15 protein-coding genes, 2 tRNA genes and 1 other RNA gene are annotated in these 14,341 nt (G+C 55.9%); 10 read left to right on the top strand and 8 right to left on the bottom strand.

Annotated features, from left to right (window positions below; all coding sequences use genetic code 11):
- Window positions 1-278: 278 nt before the first annotated feature.
- From Q371_RS19415 to Q371_RS19390, 6 genes are all read right to left on the bottom strand, one after another.
- On the bottom strand, window positions 279-506 hold the full coding sequence (locus Q371_RS19415; RefSeq protein WP_034343611.1) for a hypothetical protein: 228 nt from the start codon (window positions 504-506) through the stop codon (window positions 279-281).
- A gap of 116 nt (window positions 507-622) precedes the next feature.
- Window positions 623-699 (bottom strand) — tRNA-Met (locus Q371_RS19410).
- A 52-nt stretch (window positions 700-751) separates the two neighbouring features.
- A complete protein-coding gene (locus Q371_RS19405) occupies window positions 752-1,363 on the bottom strand; it encodes an NAD(P)H-dependent oxidoreductase (RefSeq protein ID WP_051964845.1) in 612 nt (203 codons plus the stop codon).
- Window positions 1,364-1,644: 281 nt separating this feature from the next.
- Window positions 1,645-2,676 (bottom strand): S66 family peptidase, encoded by a 1,032-nt coding sequence (locus Q371_RS19400; RefSeq protein WP_034343608.1) that lies wholly within the window; start codon window positions 2,674-2,676, stop codon window positions 1,645-1,647.
- A gap of 174 nt (window positions 2,677-2,850) precedes the next feature.
- A tRNA-Leu gene (locus tag Q371_RS19395) sits at window positions 2,851-2,937 on the bottom strand.
- 73 nt (window positions 2,938-3,010) lie between these two features.
- Complete coding sequence (locus Q371_RS19390) at window positions 3,011-3,925, bottom strand: NAD-dependent epimerase/dehydratase family protein (RefSeq protein WP_034343605.1); 915 nt, start codon at window positions 3,923-3,925, stop codon at window positions 3,011-3,013.
- A gap of 124 nt (window positions 3,926-4,049) precedes the next feature.
- Here Q371_RS19390 and Q371_RS19385 point away from each other — a divergent pair, with 124 nt between their 5' ends.
- Complete coding sequence (locus Q371_RS19385; RefSeq protein WP_034343602.1) at window positions 4,050-4,664, top strand: TetR/AcrR family transcriptional regulator; 615 nt, start codon at window positions 4,050-4,052, stop codon at window positions 4,662-4,664.
- Here the strand turns inward: Q371_RS19385 and Q371_RS19380 are convergent.
- Together Q371_RS19380 and ssrA are read right to left on the bottom strand one after the other, a co-directional pair.
- On the bottom strand, window positions 4,616-5,149 hold the full coding sequence (locus Q371_RS19380) for an LAGLIDADG family homing endonuclease (RefSeq protein WP_034343599.1): 534 nt from the start codon (window positions 5,147-5,149) through the stop codon (window positions 4,616-4,618). The two genes, Q371_RS19385 and Q371_RS19380, sit on opposite strands and share 49 nt — an antisense overlap.
- Window positions 5,150-5,219: 70 nt before the next feature.
- Window positions 5,220-5,596: a transfer-messenger RNA gene (gene ssrA / locus Q371_RS26575) on the bottom strand.
- Window positions 5,597-5,714: 118 nt separating this feature from the next.
- Between ssrA and dprA the strand changes: the two genes are divergently transcribed.
- The 9 genes from dprA to Q371_RS19330 all read left to right on the top strand — a co-directional run bounded on the left by dprA (window position 5,715) and on the right by Q371_RS19330 (window position 13,945).
- The gene (gene dprA / locus Q371_RS19375; RefSeq protein WP_034343596.1) at window positions 5,715-6,773 is read left to right on the top strand and encodes a DNA-processing protein DprA; all 1,059 of its coding nucleotides are present in this window, start codon (window positions 5,715-5,717) and stop codon (window positions 6,771-6,773) included.
- Window positions 6,774-6,830: 57 nt separating this feature from the next.
- Complete coding sequence (locus tag Q371_RS26060) at window positions 6,831-7,331, top strand: GNAT family N-acetyltransferase (protein WP_051964842.1); 501 nt, start codon at window positions 6,831-6,833, stop codon at window positions 7,329-7,331.
- 397 nt (window positions 7,332-7,728) lie between these two features.
- Window positions 7,729-9,267, top strand: coding sequence for an aldehyde dehydrogenase (gene adh, locus Q371_RS19365; protein ID WP_034343593.1), 1,539 nt, complete (start codon window positions 7,729-7,731; stop codon window positions 9,265-9,267).
- A 99-nt stretch (window positions 9,268-9,366) separates the two neighbouring features.
- The gene (locus Q371_RS19360) at window positions 9,367-9,735 is read left to right on the top strand and encodes a DUF779 domain-containing protein (protein ID WP_034343590.1); all 369 of its coding nucleotides are present in this window, start codon (window positions 9,367-9,369) and stop codon (window positions 9,733-9,735) included.
- Window positions 9,736-9,773: 38 nt separating this feature from the next.
- A complete protein-coding gene (locus tag Q371_RS27250; RefSeq protein WP_051964840.1) occupies window positions 9,774-10,910 on the top strand; it encodes a GAF domain-containing protein in 1,137 nt (378 codons plus the stop codon).
- Window positions 10,911-11,218: 308 nt separating this feature from the next.
- Window positions 11,219-11,509: a hypothetical protein gene (locus tag Q371_RS19345; RefSeq protein ID WP_084571545.1), complete on the top strand. Its 291-nt coding sequence runs from the start codon at window positions 11,219-11,221 to the stop codon at window positions 11,507-11,509.
- Window positions 11,510-11,531: 22 nt separating this feature from the next.
- Complete coding sequence (locus tag Q371_RS19340; protein WP_034343583.1) at window positions 11,532-12,338, top strand: nitroreductase family protein; 807 nt, start codon at window positions 11,532-11,534, stop codon at window positions 12,336-12,338.
- Window positions 12,335-13,375, top strand: a complete 1,041-nt coding sequence (locus Q371_RS19335; RefSeq protein ID WP_034343580.1) for a type III polyketide synthase — start codon at window positions 12,335-12,337, stop codon at window positions 13,373-13,375. Before Q371_RS19340 ends, Q371_RS19335 begins: the two co-directional genes overlap by 4 nt.
- Window positions 13,376-13,396: 21 nt before the next feature.
- A complete protein-coding gene (locus Q371_RS19330) occupies window positions 13,397-13,945 on the top strand; it encodes an isoprenylcysteine carboxyl methyltransferase family protein (protein WP_034343577.1) in 549 nt (182 codons plus the stop codon).
- The last annotated feature ends 396 nt before the right edge of the window (window positions 13,946-14,341 follow it).

The raw sequence follows: 14,341 nt of genomic DNA, 5'->3' as shown, positions 1-14,341 counted from the left end.
GAGAGCCGAGAGCCAAGGGCCGAGGGCAAAAAAAGCTTTTGCTCAAGCATTCAGGGCGTAGCACGCTTCTCGTGGAGAACAGTGCACCACAACTTGGTGAACTGCCCACTGTGCCCCTACAGATTCCCTTGCCCCTTTTTCTATGTACAGCACCATGCTCTCAGCTCTCGGCTCTCGGCTACAGGGCAAGGCATGCCTTGACTCTACAACGCTCTCTGCCCTCGTCCATTCAAACCAAAACCCCTCCTTTTCAGGAGGGGCCAGAGTGAAAAACAAACTCAGTTGCCGGTCTTGGCGTCTTCTTCGTTGAAGAAGAAGATCACGCTGAGCACCACGCGGTCTTCGCTGAGGGAGGCAATCTGGTGCTCCACATTCACGATTTTGCGGGCTTTGCCGCTTTGTTGGCCGATCTGGGCGAACTGGTTGATGGTGCCTTGAAAGGCTTTGGAAACGTCGGCGGCAGGGCAGATGACGGTGAATTGTTGGAAGTTGGTGAATTGAGCCATGCGACCAATTTACACGATCCGGCTTTGTTTTGTGCAAGGCAGCTTCAACAAATGATCGGGTGAAAGACAATTGGAAAACAAAAGAAAACCCCTGACTTTTCAGTCAGGGGAAATTTTGGTTGCGGGGACAGGATTTGAACCTGCGACCTCCGGGTTATGAGCCCGACGAGCTACCAGACTGCTCTACCCCGCGTTGCCTCGCTCACTTGGAGCGAAGAGAATAATAGCATGGTATTTGGACTCCGTCAAGCCCCAACCTTTTGAAGTCTGGGCCGTTTGATCCCGAGGTCGGTTTTCGCCAAATTTTTCATCTCCAGTAAAGCTTTTTTCAGGCTGTTGGGTTTGCGGCTTCGGATGCTGTCCACCCGAGTGACTTTGACGGGGGTGAATCCACAGAATTCCAGAGTGGTCTGTTTCATCAGGCGGATGGCAGGATCAAAGTGCACATAGCGCAGCCACCATGCCGGGCTGTCTGAGGTCACGATCAGTCGTGCAGTGCGTCCGGCCAGCAGTTTGTCCCACATGGGAGAGTTCTCGCGGTATTTGAAGGCAAAGCCGGGCAGCAGGGTGCGGTCCAGAAAGCCTTTTAAGATGGCGGGTGGTGCACCCCACCATGTGGGGAAGACCACCACCAGATGGTCGCACCACTGCAAGAGCCTCTGGGCTTCTTGCAGGTCTTTTTCCAGTTCCTGTCTTTTCTGGTATCCCGAGCGCAAGCTGGGATCAAAGTCCAGTTCCCCAAGTTTCAGCAGTTGCACGTTGTGACCTGCGGCTTTTGCACCTTCTATATAGTGTTCGGCCAGAGCGGCACAGTAACTCTGGCTGTTGGGGTGTCCGAGAATGACCAGGGTGTTCATGGGTGACCTCCAATGGGGAGCACATCCACAGGCAGTTGTGGATGCCGAAAGTGCTGGATTGGAATGGGAAAAGATGTGCCACACGGACACATGCAATGTTTACACTGTCAAGATATCTTGAAAACTTTACAATGTCAAGATTGAGGCTCAGGCGTTAAAGCCTTGATGTGTCAACCCAGTGTGGCTTCACAAATGAGCAGGGTGAATCTCAGGCATCTTGTGGGGCGGTTTTCTCGCTGTGAACTGACAACTGTGGGTTACCACGTCCCAGACCCTCTGGCTTACTGCACCGCTGATTCCAGCATTCGGATGGTCTTCGTTTTGGGGTTCACCTCAAGCTGTACCCCAAATGGCAGCACAAACTGAGGGCTGGTGTGCCCAAAATCCATGTTGACCACCACAGGCAAATCTTCACGGCCATATTCCCAGAGCACCTTCTTGATCCATTCGTACAGCTCTGGAATGGCCTCTTCTGGATAACGGTGAGGACGGGCAAAAAGCAAAGCTCTGGCTTTCTGCAAGATGCCCTGAGCCTCAAAATTCCTCAGCCAGTACCCCACCTGGGCCGGAGGAGGGGCATCCTCGCTGGTTTCCAGACAGAGCACTGCCCCATCCCACAAAGCCTTTGCGGGCCATCCAGAGGTGCCATTCAGCATGTCCAGCACCTCAATGCACCCTCCGATGGTGTGGCCTGAAACCGTCTCCTCGCCCTGCAACCAGAGCCAGTCCTCAGAAGGAAAAAACGCCCGTTTTTGCTCTTGCAAAGCAGGATCCTGCCAGTTGATCCGCTGTCCAGTCCACTCTGGAGAGGCTTCCAGATCAACCGCCAGACCCTCCATCAGAACCCTTTGCAAAGAACGCAGCACAAAAGGATGCAAACCGCCATTTTCGGCCAGATCGGTCAGCATGGCCGGACCATGAAAAGACACCACACCTGCATTTAAAAACTGCATCAGGGTCACCGTGCTGTCCGAAAACCCCATGAAGATTTTGGGATGCTTGCGGATCAACCCAAGGTCCAGCAAGGGCAGCAGGCGCACCGAATCGTCACCCCCAATGTTGCTGATGATGCCATCAATGTCCGGGTTTTCCAGCGCCCAGTGCAAGTCGTCTGCTCTGGCCTGAGGGTTGCGGTACAGGTATTCGCTGCCCCTGAAACTGTTTGGGGCTTCCAGAAAAGACCAGCCAAAGCTCTGGCCAAGCTGCCGTTTGGCTGCTTCATAACGGTGCTGGACCTCTGAAACAAAACCAGAAGACAGAGAAACCGTGGCGATTTTGGAATGGGGTGTCAATCTTTGCGGTTTGATGAACATGCATCAAGGGTACCAAAAGTCGGGATTTCATCTGTCCGACAAACAAAAATTCTTCTCTGGATATTCAAATGGGAACTCTGGTATTGAGAACAAGGTCACTACAGCAGACGGCGTGTTTTGTGGTGGATGCAAACAAAAAACCCCCAGAAGCAGGTTTGCTGTCTGGGAGCAGTTTGGTGCCGAGGACGGGACTTGAACCCGTACACCCTTTCGGATGGCAGATTTTAAGTCTGCTGCGTCTACCGATTCCGCCACCCCGGCTTGGATGGGTTTGTGCGTTTGTCATTATAGAACAAAACCCCGAGGGGTCAACCTCCCTGCAAGCCACAGGGTTTCAGCGGCGCAAGTGCTCAAACAACTGCTGAAAAGCCTCTCTGGCAGGGGTGGGTTGAAAGCCAAATTCCTGCTGCATTTTGCGCCCATCCACAATGAAGGGGGTGTTGAATTGGTACGCAAGGTCCAGAGGGGTGGGATGGTTTTGCTGGAGTTGGCTGCTGAGCCAGAGTTTCACGGAAGGCACCTGTTGAGGGTGCACCTCCCTTTCTAGAATCTCGGAAAGCACCTCTGCCAGACCTGTGGCGGTCACGGTCAGGTTGGCTGGAACGTGCCAGACCTCTCCCAGAGCGCGTGGTTGCTGACCCAGCAGGATCAGGGCTCTGGCGAAATCCTGCACACGGGTCAGGCTGTGGGGTTTCTGCAAATCACCGGGCCACAAAAGGGTCCCCTGACGCATCACCTGCTGGAAGAATTTCACGCTGGTCCACGAAGAATGCACCTGTGGTCCAAACAGGGTGGAGGCCCGAGCAATGGTCACTTTCACGCGCCCTTCGTGGTGTGCGGTCAGGAGGCTCTGGGCCAACTGGGAACGCAGGCGACCTCTGGGATGTTCATTGCTGTGCGGATGGGTTTCTTCCAGAGGGGCTCTGGGCACCCCGTACATCAGCAGGTTGTCTGCATAAACCAGCGTGGCTTTCGAGCCTTGCATGGCGTCCAGCACCTGACGGTTGAGCACAGGATAATCCATGGCCCAGCGGTTGTAACTCGGGGCTGCACAGTGAAAGACGGTCTTGACCCCTTCTAGCTGTTTTTTCAGATCTGCTGGTTGGTAAAGCAGGTACTGCACACCGGGGATGGTCACCTCTGGCATGGTCAGGGAGATGGCCCGAACCCGCACGTTGCGGGCAACCAGTTCACGGATCACGGCCTGACCCACTGCCCCTCCTGCCCCCAGAACCACCTGCATGCTCATCTGTTCTCTACCATAACATCCATTTGTGAATGTCTTTCACGAGTCGTCAGGGATGTGCAACAGCGGCACAGCCCATCCTCTGTCCAGAGCTTTCCAGAGGCTTCTTTCTTGTAAAATGCTGACAATGTCAAGATCTCGGCCTTACCACCACGGACAGCTGAAAGACAGCCTGATTCAGGCCCTGCTGACCCTCGCACAGGACACCCCTCTGGCCCAGATCAGCCTCAGGGAAGTGGCCAAAAAGGCTGGGGTCAGCCACGCTGCACCCTACCACCACTTTGAAAGCAAAGAGGCCATGATCGAAGCCGCCACCATTGCCTGTCTGGAAAACCTGACCTTGCATCTTGAACGGGCCATCGGCAGCCTGCCTGAACAGGCTTCTCCGCTGGACAGAATCAAAACCCTTGGCAAAGCCTACATCCAGTACGCTCTGGCGCACTCCACCGAATACCAGTTCATCAACCGCACCGATGTGTGCAACTTCCAGAGCATGAGCAATAGCATCCGTCTGGTGGGCGACCGGGCCATTCACCTGCTCTCCCAACTGGTGCAGGAAGCCCAGCACACTGGAACGTTCCGCAAGGATGACCCGGCCATACAGGCCCTCACCCTCTGGAGCACCGTGCAAGGACTGGCCAACCTGCTGCTGCAAGGCTTTGTACCCCCAGAGCAGACCGAACACACCATTGATCAGGTGATGGAGGTGGGACTTGGACGTTTTGCCTCCACCGACCCCTGAAGTTGAGGCCACCTGCTGCCCTTCCAGATTTTCTCAATGGTTTTGATGCTCAGCTGAAATTGCCCGGCCACCTCTCGGGCGGAACAGAGACCTTTTAGGGAGAGGATGTCTCGGGCCTGGGCTTCGGTGAGCTTTGGGGCACGGATGGGTTGTTCTTTGAACATGTGAAGAATTTTGTCAATGCGTTCTCTGCGTCGCTTGCCCATATGCGGGTAAACCAATTCCATGACCTTCAACGCCCGGCTTCCTTTGATGTCCAGCTTGTAAGTGCGTTTCCATTTGTTGGGGTTCAAATCCTTGAGGTGCAGATACTGCAAACCCAACATGCTGGCCACTTTCTGCACCACATCTTCATCGGTCATGTGAATGCAGACTCTGGGCTGACGGGGCGCACTTGGAGGAGGACGCAAAAAACTTCCCTCTCCCTCCAGCAGACCTGCCAACCATGCAATTTCCAATTCAGTCAAATCGAAATCTCTGGGCATTCTTCTGTTTTAAACCACAGCAGCGAGCAAAAAAATACCCGAGATCCCTGATGGGAACCTCGGGCTTTTCTGGTGGAGACGGGGAGAATCGAACTCCCGTGTAAGGCACCGTCCAGCGAGCATCTACGTGTGTAGCTCAGGCATTTGAATCTCGCGCTATGCCTGCCCCTGAACAGGCCGCTTTCGCGCCATCCTCAACTTGTTTTCACCGCAGGCCGTAGAGGAATGAACCTGGGCTAGCTGACTTTGATGTCAGTTTCTACGACGCCATCAGCTGGGCTTCGAAGTCACTGTCGCTGTCAATTAAGCAGCGAGGGTAAGGGTGCGAGGAGCACCCAGGGAAATATTTTTGCCAGTTAAATGGCTTGCCGCTTTTTAACGAGGCCAACGGCACCTCGACACGCAACTCTACCTTCAGCGTACCCTATCGAAACCATGTACGTCCCCAGTAGGCACCATCATGTTACACCACATGCATGAGTAAGGGATAAGCACCCTGTTTTAGGCCAAATGCACAAGGGAAAACTCTATTGTCCCACCCGAGCTTTTTCGGCATCCTGAAAAGGTGAGTGAAACGCTGTCTTTGCTTTCCCTGAAGTTCACCCCGCAAGTGGGCAATGTTCGGGTGCGTCGCTTGATCGAGCACTTCGGTTCTGCCCGAGAGGTTTTGAAGGCTTCCCTGTCAGACTTGAAGGGGGTGGAGGGTCTGGATGCACGGGCTTTGCAACATCTGGGTGCTTCGGAGGCTGCCAACCGTGCGGCTCTGGAGGTGGACCGGGCCAGAAAGGTGGGGGTGCGCTTACTCGGCCTCACCGATCCCGAGTACCCTGCAGCTTTGCGTGCTTTGACCGATCCGCCGGCCATGCTGTGGGTGAGGGGAGATTTGCCTGTGCTGGACACGGTGCCCAGAGCCATTGGCATTGTCGGAACGCGCAAGTGCAGTGCCTGGGCGGTGCAACTCACCCGGACCCTCAGTCGGGACCTGACCCTTGCCGGGGTGATGGTGGTTTCGGGGTTGGCTCGGGGAATTGACACGGTGGCCCATCAGGCGTGCATCGAGGCTGGAGGTGTCACCGTTGCTGCTCTGGGAAGCGGTGTGGACAACATTTACCCACCAGAGAACCGCAAGCTGGCACCGCACATGGTGCTGATTTCCGAGCATCCACTGGGCACCCGTCCGATGGCCCACCATTTTCCAGAGCGCAACCGCCTGATTGCGGCCCTCAGCGCGGGCAGTGTGGTGGTGGAAGGGGAAGTCACCAGTGGGTCCATGATCACCGCACACGCTGCTCTGGAGTGTGGCAGAACGGTTTTTGCAGTGCCTGGTCGGTCAGGGGACCCTCTGGCTTCTGGACCGCACAAGTTGCTCCGTGAGGGTGCCGTATTGACCGAATCGGCAGAGGACATCCTGCTGGAGTTGGGATGGAGGACCCCTCCCAGAGCACAACTGGACTTGCCAGAGGAACAGGCCCAGATTTACGCCACGCTGGACGGTCCCAGAACCTTGGACGATGTGGTGGTTCTGACCGGGATGGATGTTGGAACCGCACAGGTCAACCTGATGATGCTTGCCCTCTCTGGCGTGGTGATGGAACTTTCAGGAGGACGCTATGCCCGGACCTGAAACGTTCTTCTGCACAAATCTCCTGCGTTGAAGGTGGGCTTTTTGCATCATGTTTCCATGAATGGATTCAGGATTCGAAATGCCCAACCAGAGGATGCACAACAGATTTCTGACACATGTGTGGCTGCTTATCAGGAATACCAGAGGTTTGTTGGACAGGCAGGCTGGGAGACCATGCGCTCTGGCCTGCAAAACGTCTGGGCCAACAATCCCACTGCACAATGGGCTGTTCTTGAGGATGAGGCAGGCATTCAAGCCTGTGTGGCCTACTTTTCACCCCACATCACCCCACACAAGTATTTTCCTGAAGACTGGGCTTACCTGCGTTTTCTGGCGGTTCACCCTCGGGCCAGAGGGAAAGGTTACGCCCGCCCACTCATGGAATGGTGCATCCAGCAAGCGGAAAAAGACGGAGCAAAGGCTCTGGGTTTGCACACCAGTCAGCAGGCCGGATACGGCTACCAGCTTTACGAGCGCATGGGTTGGGTGCAGGATCAGGATTTGCCAGCATTTCAGGGGCTGGAGTATGTGCGGTATGTGCGGAAAGCCGAGGGCTGAGGGCTAGAGAAGGCAGAAGGCAGAAGGCAGAAGGCAGAAGGCAGATGTAGGGGCGAGGCGTGCCTCGCCCTGAATGCTTTGGCAAACGCATCTTTTGGGCGAGGCACGCCGTCTTGGACAAAACGCGAATCCGTGTATTGGATGCTCTGCCTGCTCGCCCCTACAATTCCCCTTGACCCTTTTCTAGAGTCACAGCAACATGCTCTCGGCTCTCGGCTCTCGGCTCTCGGCTCTCGGCCATTCCTGCCCACCAACCTCCAACCAACCTGCTCCATTTACCCTGAAGAAACCCAACAACATGTTTCACTTCAGCCTTTGCAAGAACGCTGAACTGGTGATCTTTCAGGTTTGATGGCCCAGAGAAAGAACCCTCTCTGGGAGCGCGCAGGAGGACCTTATGACCGCAGCCAAACCCGTTTCCAACCCCCGTCCTGGAGCCGAAGGCAGCCCCATTGAAGTGAAAGCCCGTTATGGCAACTTCATTGGTGGAGACTGGCATGATCCTGTGGAAGGCCAGTACTTTGAGAACATCACACCTGTGACCGGCAGGGCTTTCACCCAGATTGCCCGTTCCACTGCTCCAGACATTGAAAAAGCCCTTGATGCTGCACACAAAGCCGCAGACAAATGGGGTCAGACCAGCACCACCGAGCGCTCCCGCATTTTGCTGAAAATTGCGGACCGTCTGGAAGAGAACCTCTCCAGCCTTGCCATGATCGAGTCGTGGGAAAACGGCAAACCCCTGCGTGAAACCACCTTTGCCGATCTTCCTCTGGCAATTGACCACTTCCGGTATTTCGCTGGCGTGATCCGGGCTCAGGAAGGCTCGATTGGTGAAGTGGACCACGACACCATGGCTTACCACTTCCATGAGCCTCTGGGTGTGGTGGGGCAGATCATCCCCTGGAATTTCCCAATCCTGATGGCTGCATGGAAACTGGCCCCTGCCCTTGCTGCGGGCAACTGCGTGGTGCTGAAACCTGCCGAGCAAACCCCCTGGAGCATCCTGAAGGTGATGGAGCTCATTCAGGACCTGCTGCCCCCCGGCGTCCTGAATGTGGTGAACGGTTTCGGCATTGAGGCCGGCAAACCTCTGGCCACCAGTTCCAGAATCGCCAAGGTGGCCTTTACAGGTGAAACCACCACCGGACGCCTGATCATGCAGTATGCCAGCCAGAACATCATTCCAGTGACGCTGGAACTGGGGGGAAAGAGCCCCAACATTTTCTTCCCCGATGTGATGGCCCAGGACGATGACTTCCTGGATAAAGCCGTAGAGGGCTTCGTGATGTTTGCCCTCAATCAGGGTGAGGTGTGCACCTGCCCGAGTCGCGCCCTGATCCACGAGTCCATTTACGACGCGTTCATGGACCGGGTGGTGAAGCGCACCGAGCAGATCATTCAGGGGGATCCCCTCCACATGGACACCATGATTGGTGCGCAGGCCTCCAACGACCAGCTTGAAAAGATCCTCTCCTATCTGGACATTGGCCGTCAGGAAGGGGCAACCGTGCGCACCGGAGGAAGCCGCAACCTGCTGGACGGCGACCTCAAAGACGGTTACTACGTGAAACCCACCATCTTTGAAGGCAACAACCGCATGCGGATTTTTCAGGAAGAGATTTTCGGACCTGTGGTGGCGGTCACCTCCTTCAAGGACACCGAAGAAGCCCTCTCCCTTGCCAACGACACCCTGTACGGTCTGGGGGCGGGGGTCTGGACCCGAGACATGAACACCGCTTACCGGATGGGCCGCGCCATCAAAGCAGGTCGCGTCTGGACCAACTGCTACCACGCTTACCCGGCCCACGCTGCTTTCGGCGGATACAAGCAGTCCGGCATTGGCCGCGAAACCCACAAGATGATGCTGAACCACTACCAGCAAACCAAAAACCTGCTGGTGAGCTACAGCACCAAACCTCTGGGCTTCTTTTAAACCCCCACCTCGCTTCGCTTTCCTCCCCCTCTGGGGGAGGATCTGTCATAGACAGCGGAGGGGGTATAGGAGGGGAGACATTCAGAAAAGAGGTGATTCATGAACCGCGTAGACATCACACCCGAGGCCCGCTCTTTGCTGGACAGCCTTGAGCAGAAACACGGCCCTTTGATGTTCCACCAGAGCGGTGGTTGTTGTGATGGAAGTGCCCCAATGTGTTATCCCAGAGGCGAATTTCAAACCGGAGACAGCGATGTTTTGCTGGGCCACCTTGCAGAAACGCCTTTCTACATGAGCAAAAGCCAGTTTGAGTACTGGCAGCACACCCACCTGACCGTGGATGTGGTGAAGGGGAGGGGCAGTGGGTTCAGTCTGGAAGCCCCTCTGGGTGTGCGTTTCCTGATCCGCTCCAGACTTTTCACCGAAGAGGAGTACACTGAAATCCATACCCCAACCGATCCACACTGAATGTTTTTCAATCCCGGCTGTTTTTTCGAGGAGATGCTGTGAACGAACTGGGCATGAGCCGTCAAAAGTTGGAAGCGGCATGGCAGCAATACCAGCAGGGGATGCTGCCTGAAACCCGTGTGGAGGTGCTGCACTCGTGGGAGCGCTCCAGAGGTCTGGTGCAGGCCGATCAGGCCAAACCCAAAGTGGTGGACATGAACCTCGCTTACCGCTGGTGGCTGGAAAGCGAGCTTTCGATGGCCTGCGAACCCATTTTGCCCAACCTCTCCGATCTGGCCAAACAGGGGGATTTTGTGGCCGCCATCAGCAATGAAGAGGGGGTGCTGCTCTGGAGTGCGGCAAGCCCCCGGATGGCCCGCATTTCTGAGAATGTGGGTTTTGTGCCGGGCGGGCACTGGGGAGAAAAGCATGTTGGGACCAATGCTCTGGCCCTCGCCATGCACACCCGCAAGCCTCAAGCGGTGTTCTCTGCCGAGCATTTTGTGCAGGCCGTTCACGACTGGGTGTGCTACTCGGCTCCAGTGATCCATCCGGGCACCGGGCGGGTGCTCGGGGTGGTGGACCTCAGCAGCACCTGGGAAAACGCCAACCCTCTGGCCCTGACCATCGTGCAGACCCTCGCGAGTTCGGTGAACCGGGTGCTGGCCGTGACCCACCAGCGCATGGTCCCCGAGCAGTTCCTGTCCATCAATGTGTGCGGAGGGGTGCATGTTCGGTTCAACCAGCAGGTTCTCAAACCCACCCTCAGGCAAACCGAAATCCTTTTGATTCTGGCCCTGCGCCCAGAGGGCATGTCCTTTGAGGAACTGTATGCTGCCCTGTACCCACAAGACGAAGTCAGTCCCTCCACCCTGAAAGTGGAACTCAGTCGCCTCAGGCAAGCCCTGAACGGTGGAATCAGCCTCAAGCACTACCGCCTGACCGTTCCGGTTTACACCGATGTGCAAGCGGTCCGCGACCTGATCCGGGGTGGCATGATCCAGCAAGCTCTGGGGCTTTACAAAGGCATGCTGCTTCCTCGCTCAGACAGCCCTTTTCTGGACACCCAGAGGGAAATTCTGCACTCCGAAATCACCGAAGCCCTGCTCAAACTCGGGGATCAGGAACTCATCTGGCAGTTTGTGCATGCTTTTCCAGACGATTATTTGCTGACGCAGTTGGTGAAACCGGGGTGATTTTTTGGCCGAGGGCCCAGAGCCGAGGGCAAAAGAAAGCTTTGGCTCAAGCGTGGAGGGCAAGGCATGCCTTCTTTTGCAAAACGAGGGATCAAAACGTGATCCCTCTGCCCACTCGACCCTACAGACATTCCCCTTGACCATTTTTGCTGTGTAACACATGATGCTCTCGGCTCTCGGCTCTCGGCTCTCGGCTCTCGGCTCTCGGCTCTCGGCTCTCGGCTCTCGGCAATAGGGCAAGGCGAAGCCCTTTCCCCAGATTGTGCTCCGTCCTGCACACCCTCCTGAAACCCGTCCTATACTGAATCATGCCGATCAGCATGTGGTTTGCCGGGGGATTTTTCCTTGTGAATTTTCTGCTGGGGTTGGGTTTGCAACTGAAGGTGTTCAAGCTCAGGTATCGGTGGTTGCATCACCTGTTGTATGGGCTGGTTTTTCTGTCTGCTTTCTGGGCATGGTGGGAAATCCGGCATCTTTTTTTGTTTGTGGCCTGCATTCTGTGGGGGTTCATGCCGCGCATGCGCCCGAGACATGCAGGTCATGTGGTCCTTCCCCTGATGGTGGGCGGACTGTATCTGGCGTATCTGGTTCGGGGTTGAATTCTTTTTTTGGGGAGACTGCATGACACAGGTGTTGAAAGAACTCGGGCTCATCGAAGGCATTCTTGGACGCAAAACCACCAACGGCCCTTTCAAACCGGACCCGGTGAAAAAAGAACACCAGCACATGCTGATGAAACTGGCCTGTGCCGCTCCCAGCCACTTCAATTCGCAACCGTGGCGGTTCGTCTTGATCGAGAAGCGGGAAACCATCGAACGCATTGCCTCCATTTCTGGAGACAGCATGCAAAAGCTGATTGACCGTGGCATTTTCTTTGAGCGATACCGTCGGTATTTCCGCTTCTCACAAAAGGAAATGGACGAGAGGCGAGATGGGATTTTCATTGACCACCTGCCTGCCCCTTTGAAGCCTTTCACCCGCCAGATTTTCAGTGACACCGGGCTTTCCCTGATGCGCAGCCTCGGGGTGCCCAAAAAGCTGGGAGAGGACAACCGCAAACTGGTGGCCGGCAGTCCCCTCCTGATGGCCGTGATGCTCGACAAGACCGAGTACATTCCGGAAGCCCTGAGTGGCTTTTATTCGGTGTTCGGGATGGGTGCAGCCATGGAGAACATCTGGCTTGGCATTCAGGAGTTCAAGATGGGCATCCAGTTTGTGTCCACGCCCATGGAAATTCCCGAAGCGTGGCAGGAGATACAGCAGGTTCTCAAGGTTCCTGACACCCTTGAACTCATGGCCGTGTACAGGCTCGGGTATCTTCCAGACGATCCCAGACGGCCCAGCATTGACTGGAACAGCCGGGAACGCAAGCGTCTGTCCCAATTTGTGTACCGCGAGACTTGCCTCACGCCAGAGGAGGACGATTGAACCGCCCCATTGTTCGCAGCATTGCCACCGCAAATCCGCCCCATGTGGTACATCAAGACGATGTGGAAAAGTTTGCAGCACAGCTTTTCCCCAAATACGCCCTTTCCAGACGCCACATGGCCATTTTCAAAAACGCTTTGATTGACACCCGGCATGTGGCCAAGCCCATCGAATGGTTCGCGGAGCACCACAGTTTTCCAGAGAAAAACGAGGCAGGCAAAGCCACCGCTCTGGACCTCAGTGTGCAGGTGGCACAGGAGGCCATGCATCAGGCAGGTCTTGAGCCTCACCAGATTGATGCTTTGATCTTCGTGAACACCACGGTCATGTCCACGCCCAGTCTGGATGCCCGCATCATCCAGAGGCTGGGTTTGCCCCTGACCACCCAGCGCATCCCAATGTGGGGTCTCGGGTGTGCAGGTGGAGCTGCGGGTCTGGCCCGTGCTGCAGATCTGGTGCGCAGTGGCAAGAAAAACGTGCTTCTGATCGCGGTGGAGGTGTGCTCCATGACCTTCATCAAGGAGGACCATTCCACCAGCAATTTTGTGGGTGCGGCCCTGTTTGCAGATGGTGCAGCAGGCCTGATTGTTTCAGACGCTGGAGAGGGCATCGAAATTCTGGGGGGCCACAGTTCCCTGATTCCCGACAGTGAAGACGTGATGGGCTGGGACCTCCTCGGAGAAGGGTTGAAGGTGCGTTTTTCCAGAGACATCCCCACCGTCATGCGTGATGTGATGCCGGAAAGCATCCAGAACGCCTGTGAAGCTTACGGTTTACAGAAAACCGACCTCAAGCACCATGTGCTCCATCCCGGAGGGGTCAAGGTGGTTCAGGCCTACAGTGACATCACTGGAGTCTGTCTGAAACAGCTTGATTCCACATTCTGGGTGCTCCAACACCACGGCAACATGAGCAGTCCATCGGTGCTCTTTGTGCTGAAAAAATTTCTGGAATCCTCCAGAGAACCCGGTGTGGGCCTGCTGACCGCCATGGGTCCGGGCTTCTGTGCTGAACATGTGCTCTTCAGAATTTCCTAAATCCTGCACACTGGAGAAACCATGCCTGCAATTGTTTTGTTGATGGTGGTGGCCATACAGCGCCTTTTTGAACTCCGAATTGCCAAACGCAACGAAGCGTGGGCCCGCTCGCAAGGGGCAAAAGAATACGGTCAAGACCATTACTGGATGTTCTTTGTGCTGCATCCCCTCTGGATGCTGTCTTTCACGCTGGAAGGGTATTTCCGGGATGCGCCTGTCCAGTGGTGGGCGGTCGGGGTGTACCTGATTTTGCAACTCCTCAGGTATCAGGTGATTTCCACCCTCGGGCCGTACTGGAACACCCGGATCCTGATTGTGCCCGGTGGTCAGCGGATTTCCAAGGGCCTGTACCGCTTCCTGAAGCACCCGAATTACGTGGTGGTGGCGCTGGAAATCTTCATTACCCCTCTGATTGTGGGTGCGTGGATGACGGCTCTGGTGTTCACGGTGCTGAACGCTCTGGTGATGCTGGTCCGGATTCCGGCAGAAGAGAGGGCGCTCAGGGCTTATCTGGCAGAAGGCAGAAAGCAGGAGACCGCCGAGGGCCAAGGGCCGAGGGCCGAGGGCTAAAAACAGCTTTGGCTGAAGCGTTATGAGTGACAGGTCCCCTTGACCAGTTCTGACAGCCACTGCATCATGCTCTCGGCTCTCGGCTCTCGGCTCTCGGCTCTCGGCTCTCGGCTCTTATGTCTTGTGGATCAGGTAAGTTGGATCTACGTCAAGCCAGAGTCCAGACCCTCTTTCCGCTCTTGCACGTCCCAGTGAGAAGCCGAGATTCTTCGGGCTGGACTCTGACGGCTGACCAGAGGCCGAACAGTATCCTCAAGCGTCAAAAGCTTGCACCATAAGACTGCGCCCCGGGAAGCCCGCTTGACCCTTCTACTGTAACAGGAGGACAGCATGAACTGCATCGGGGTGGACATCGGCAGTCAAGAACATGTGGCGTACTTCCCAGACAGGCAAGAG

The organism is Deinococcus misasensis DSM 22328 (assembly GCF_000745915.1).
In the GTDB taxonomy this organism is placed as follows: Bacteria; Deinococcota; Deinococci; order Deinococcales; family Deinococcaceae; genus Deinococcus_C; species Deinococcus_C misasensis.
This window is presented reverse-complemented; position numbering and strand designations above follow the sequence as displayed.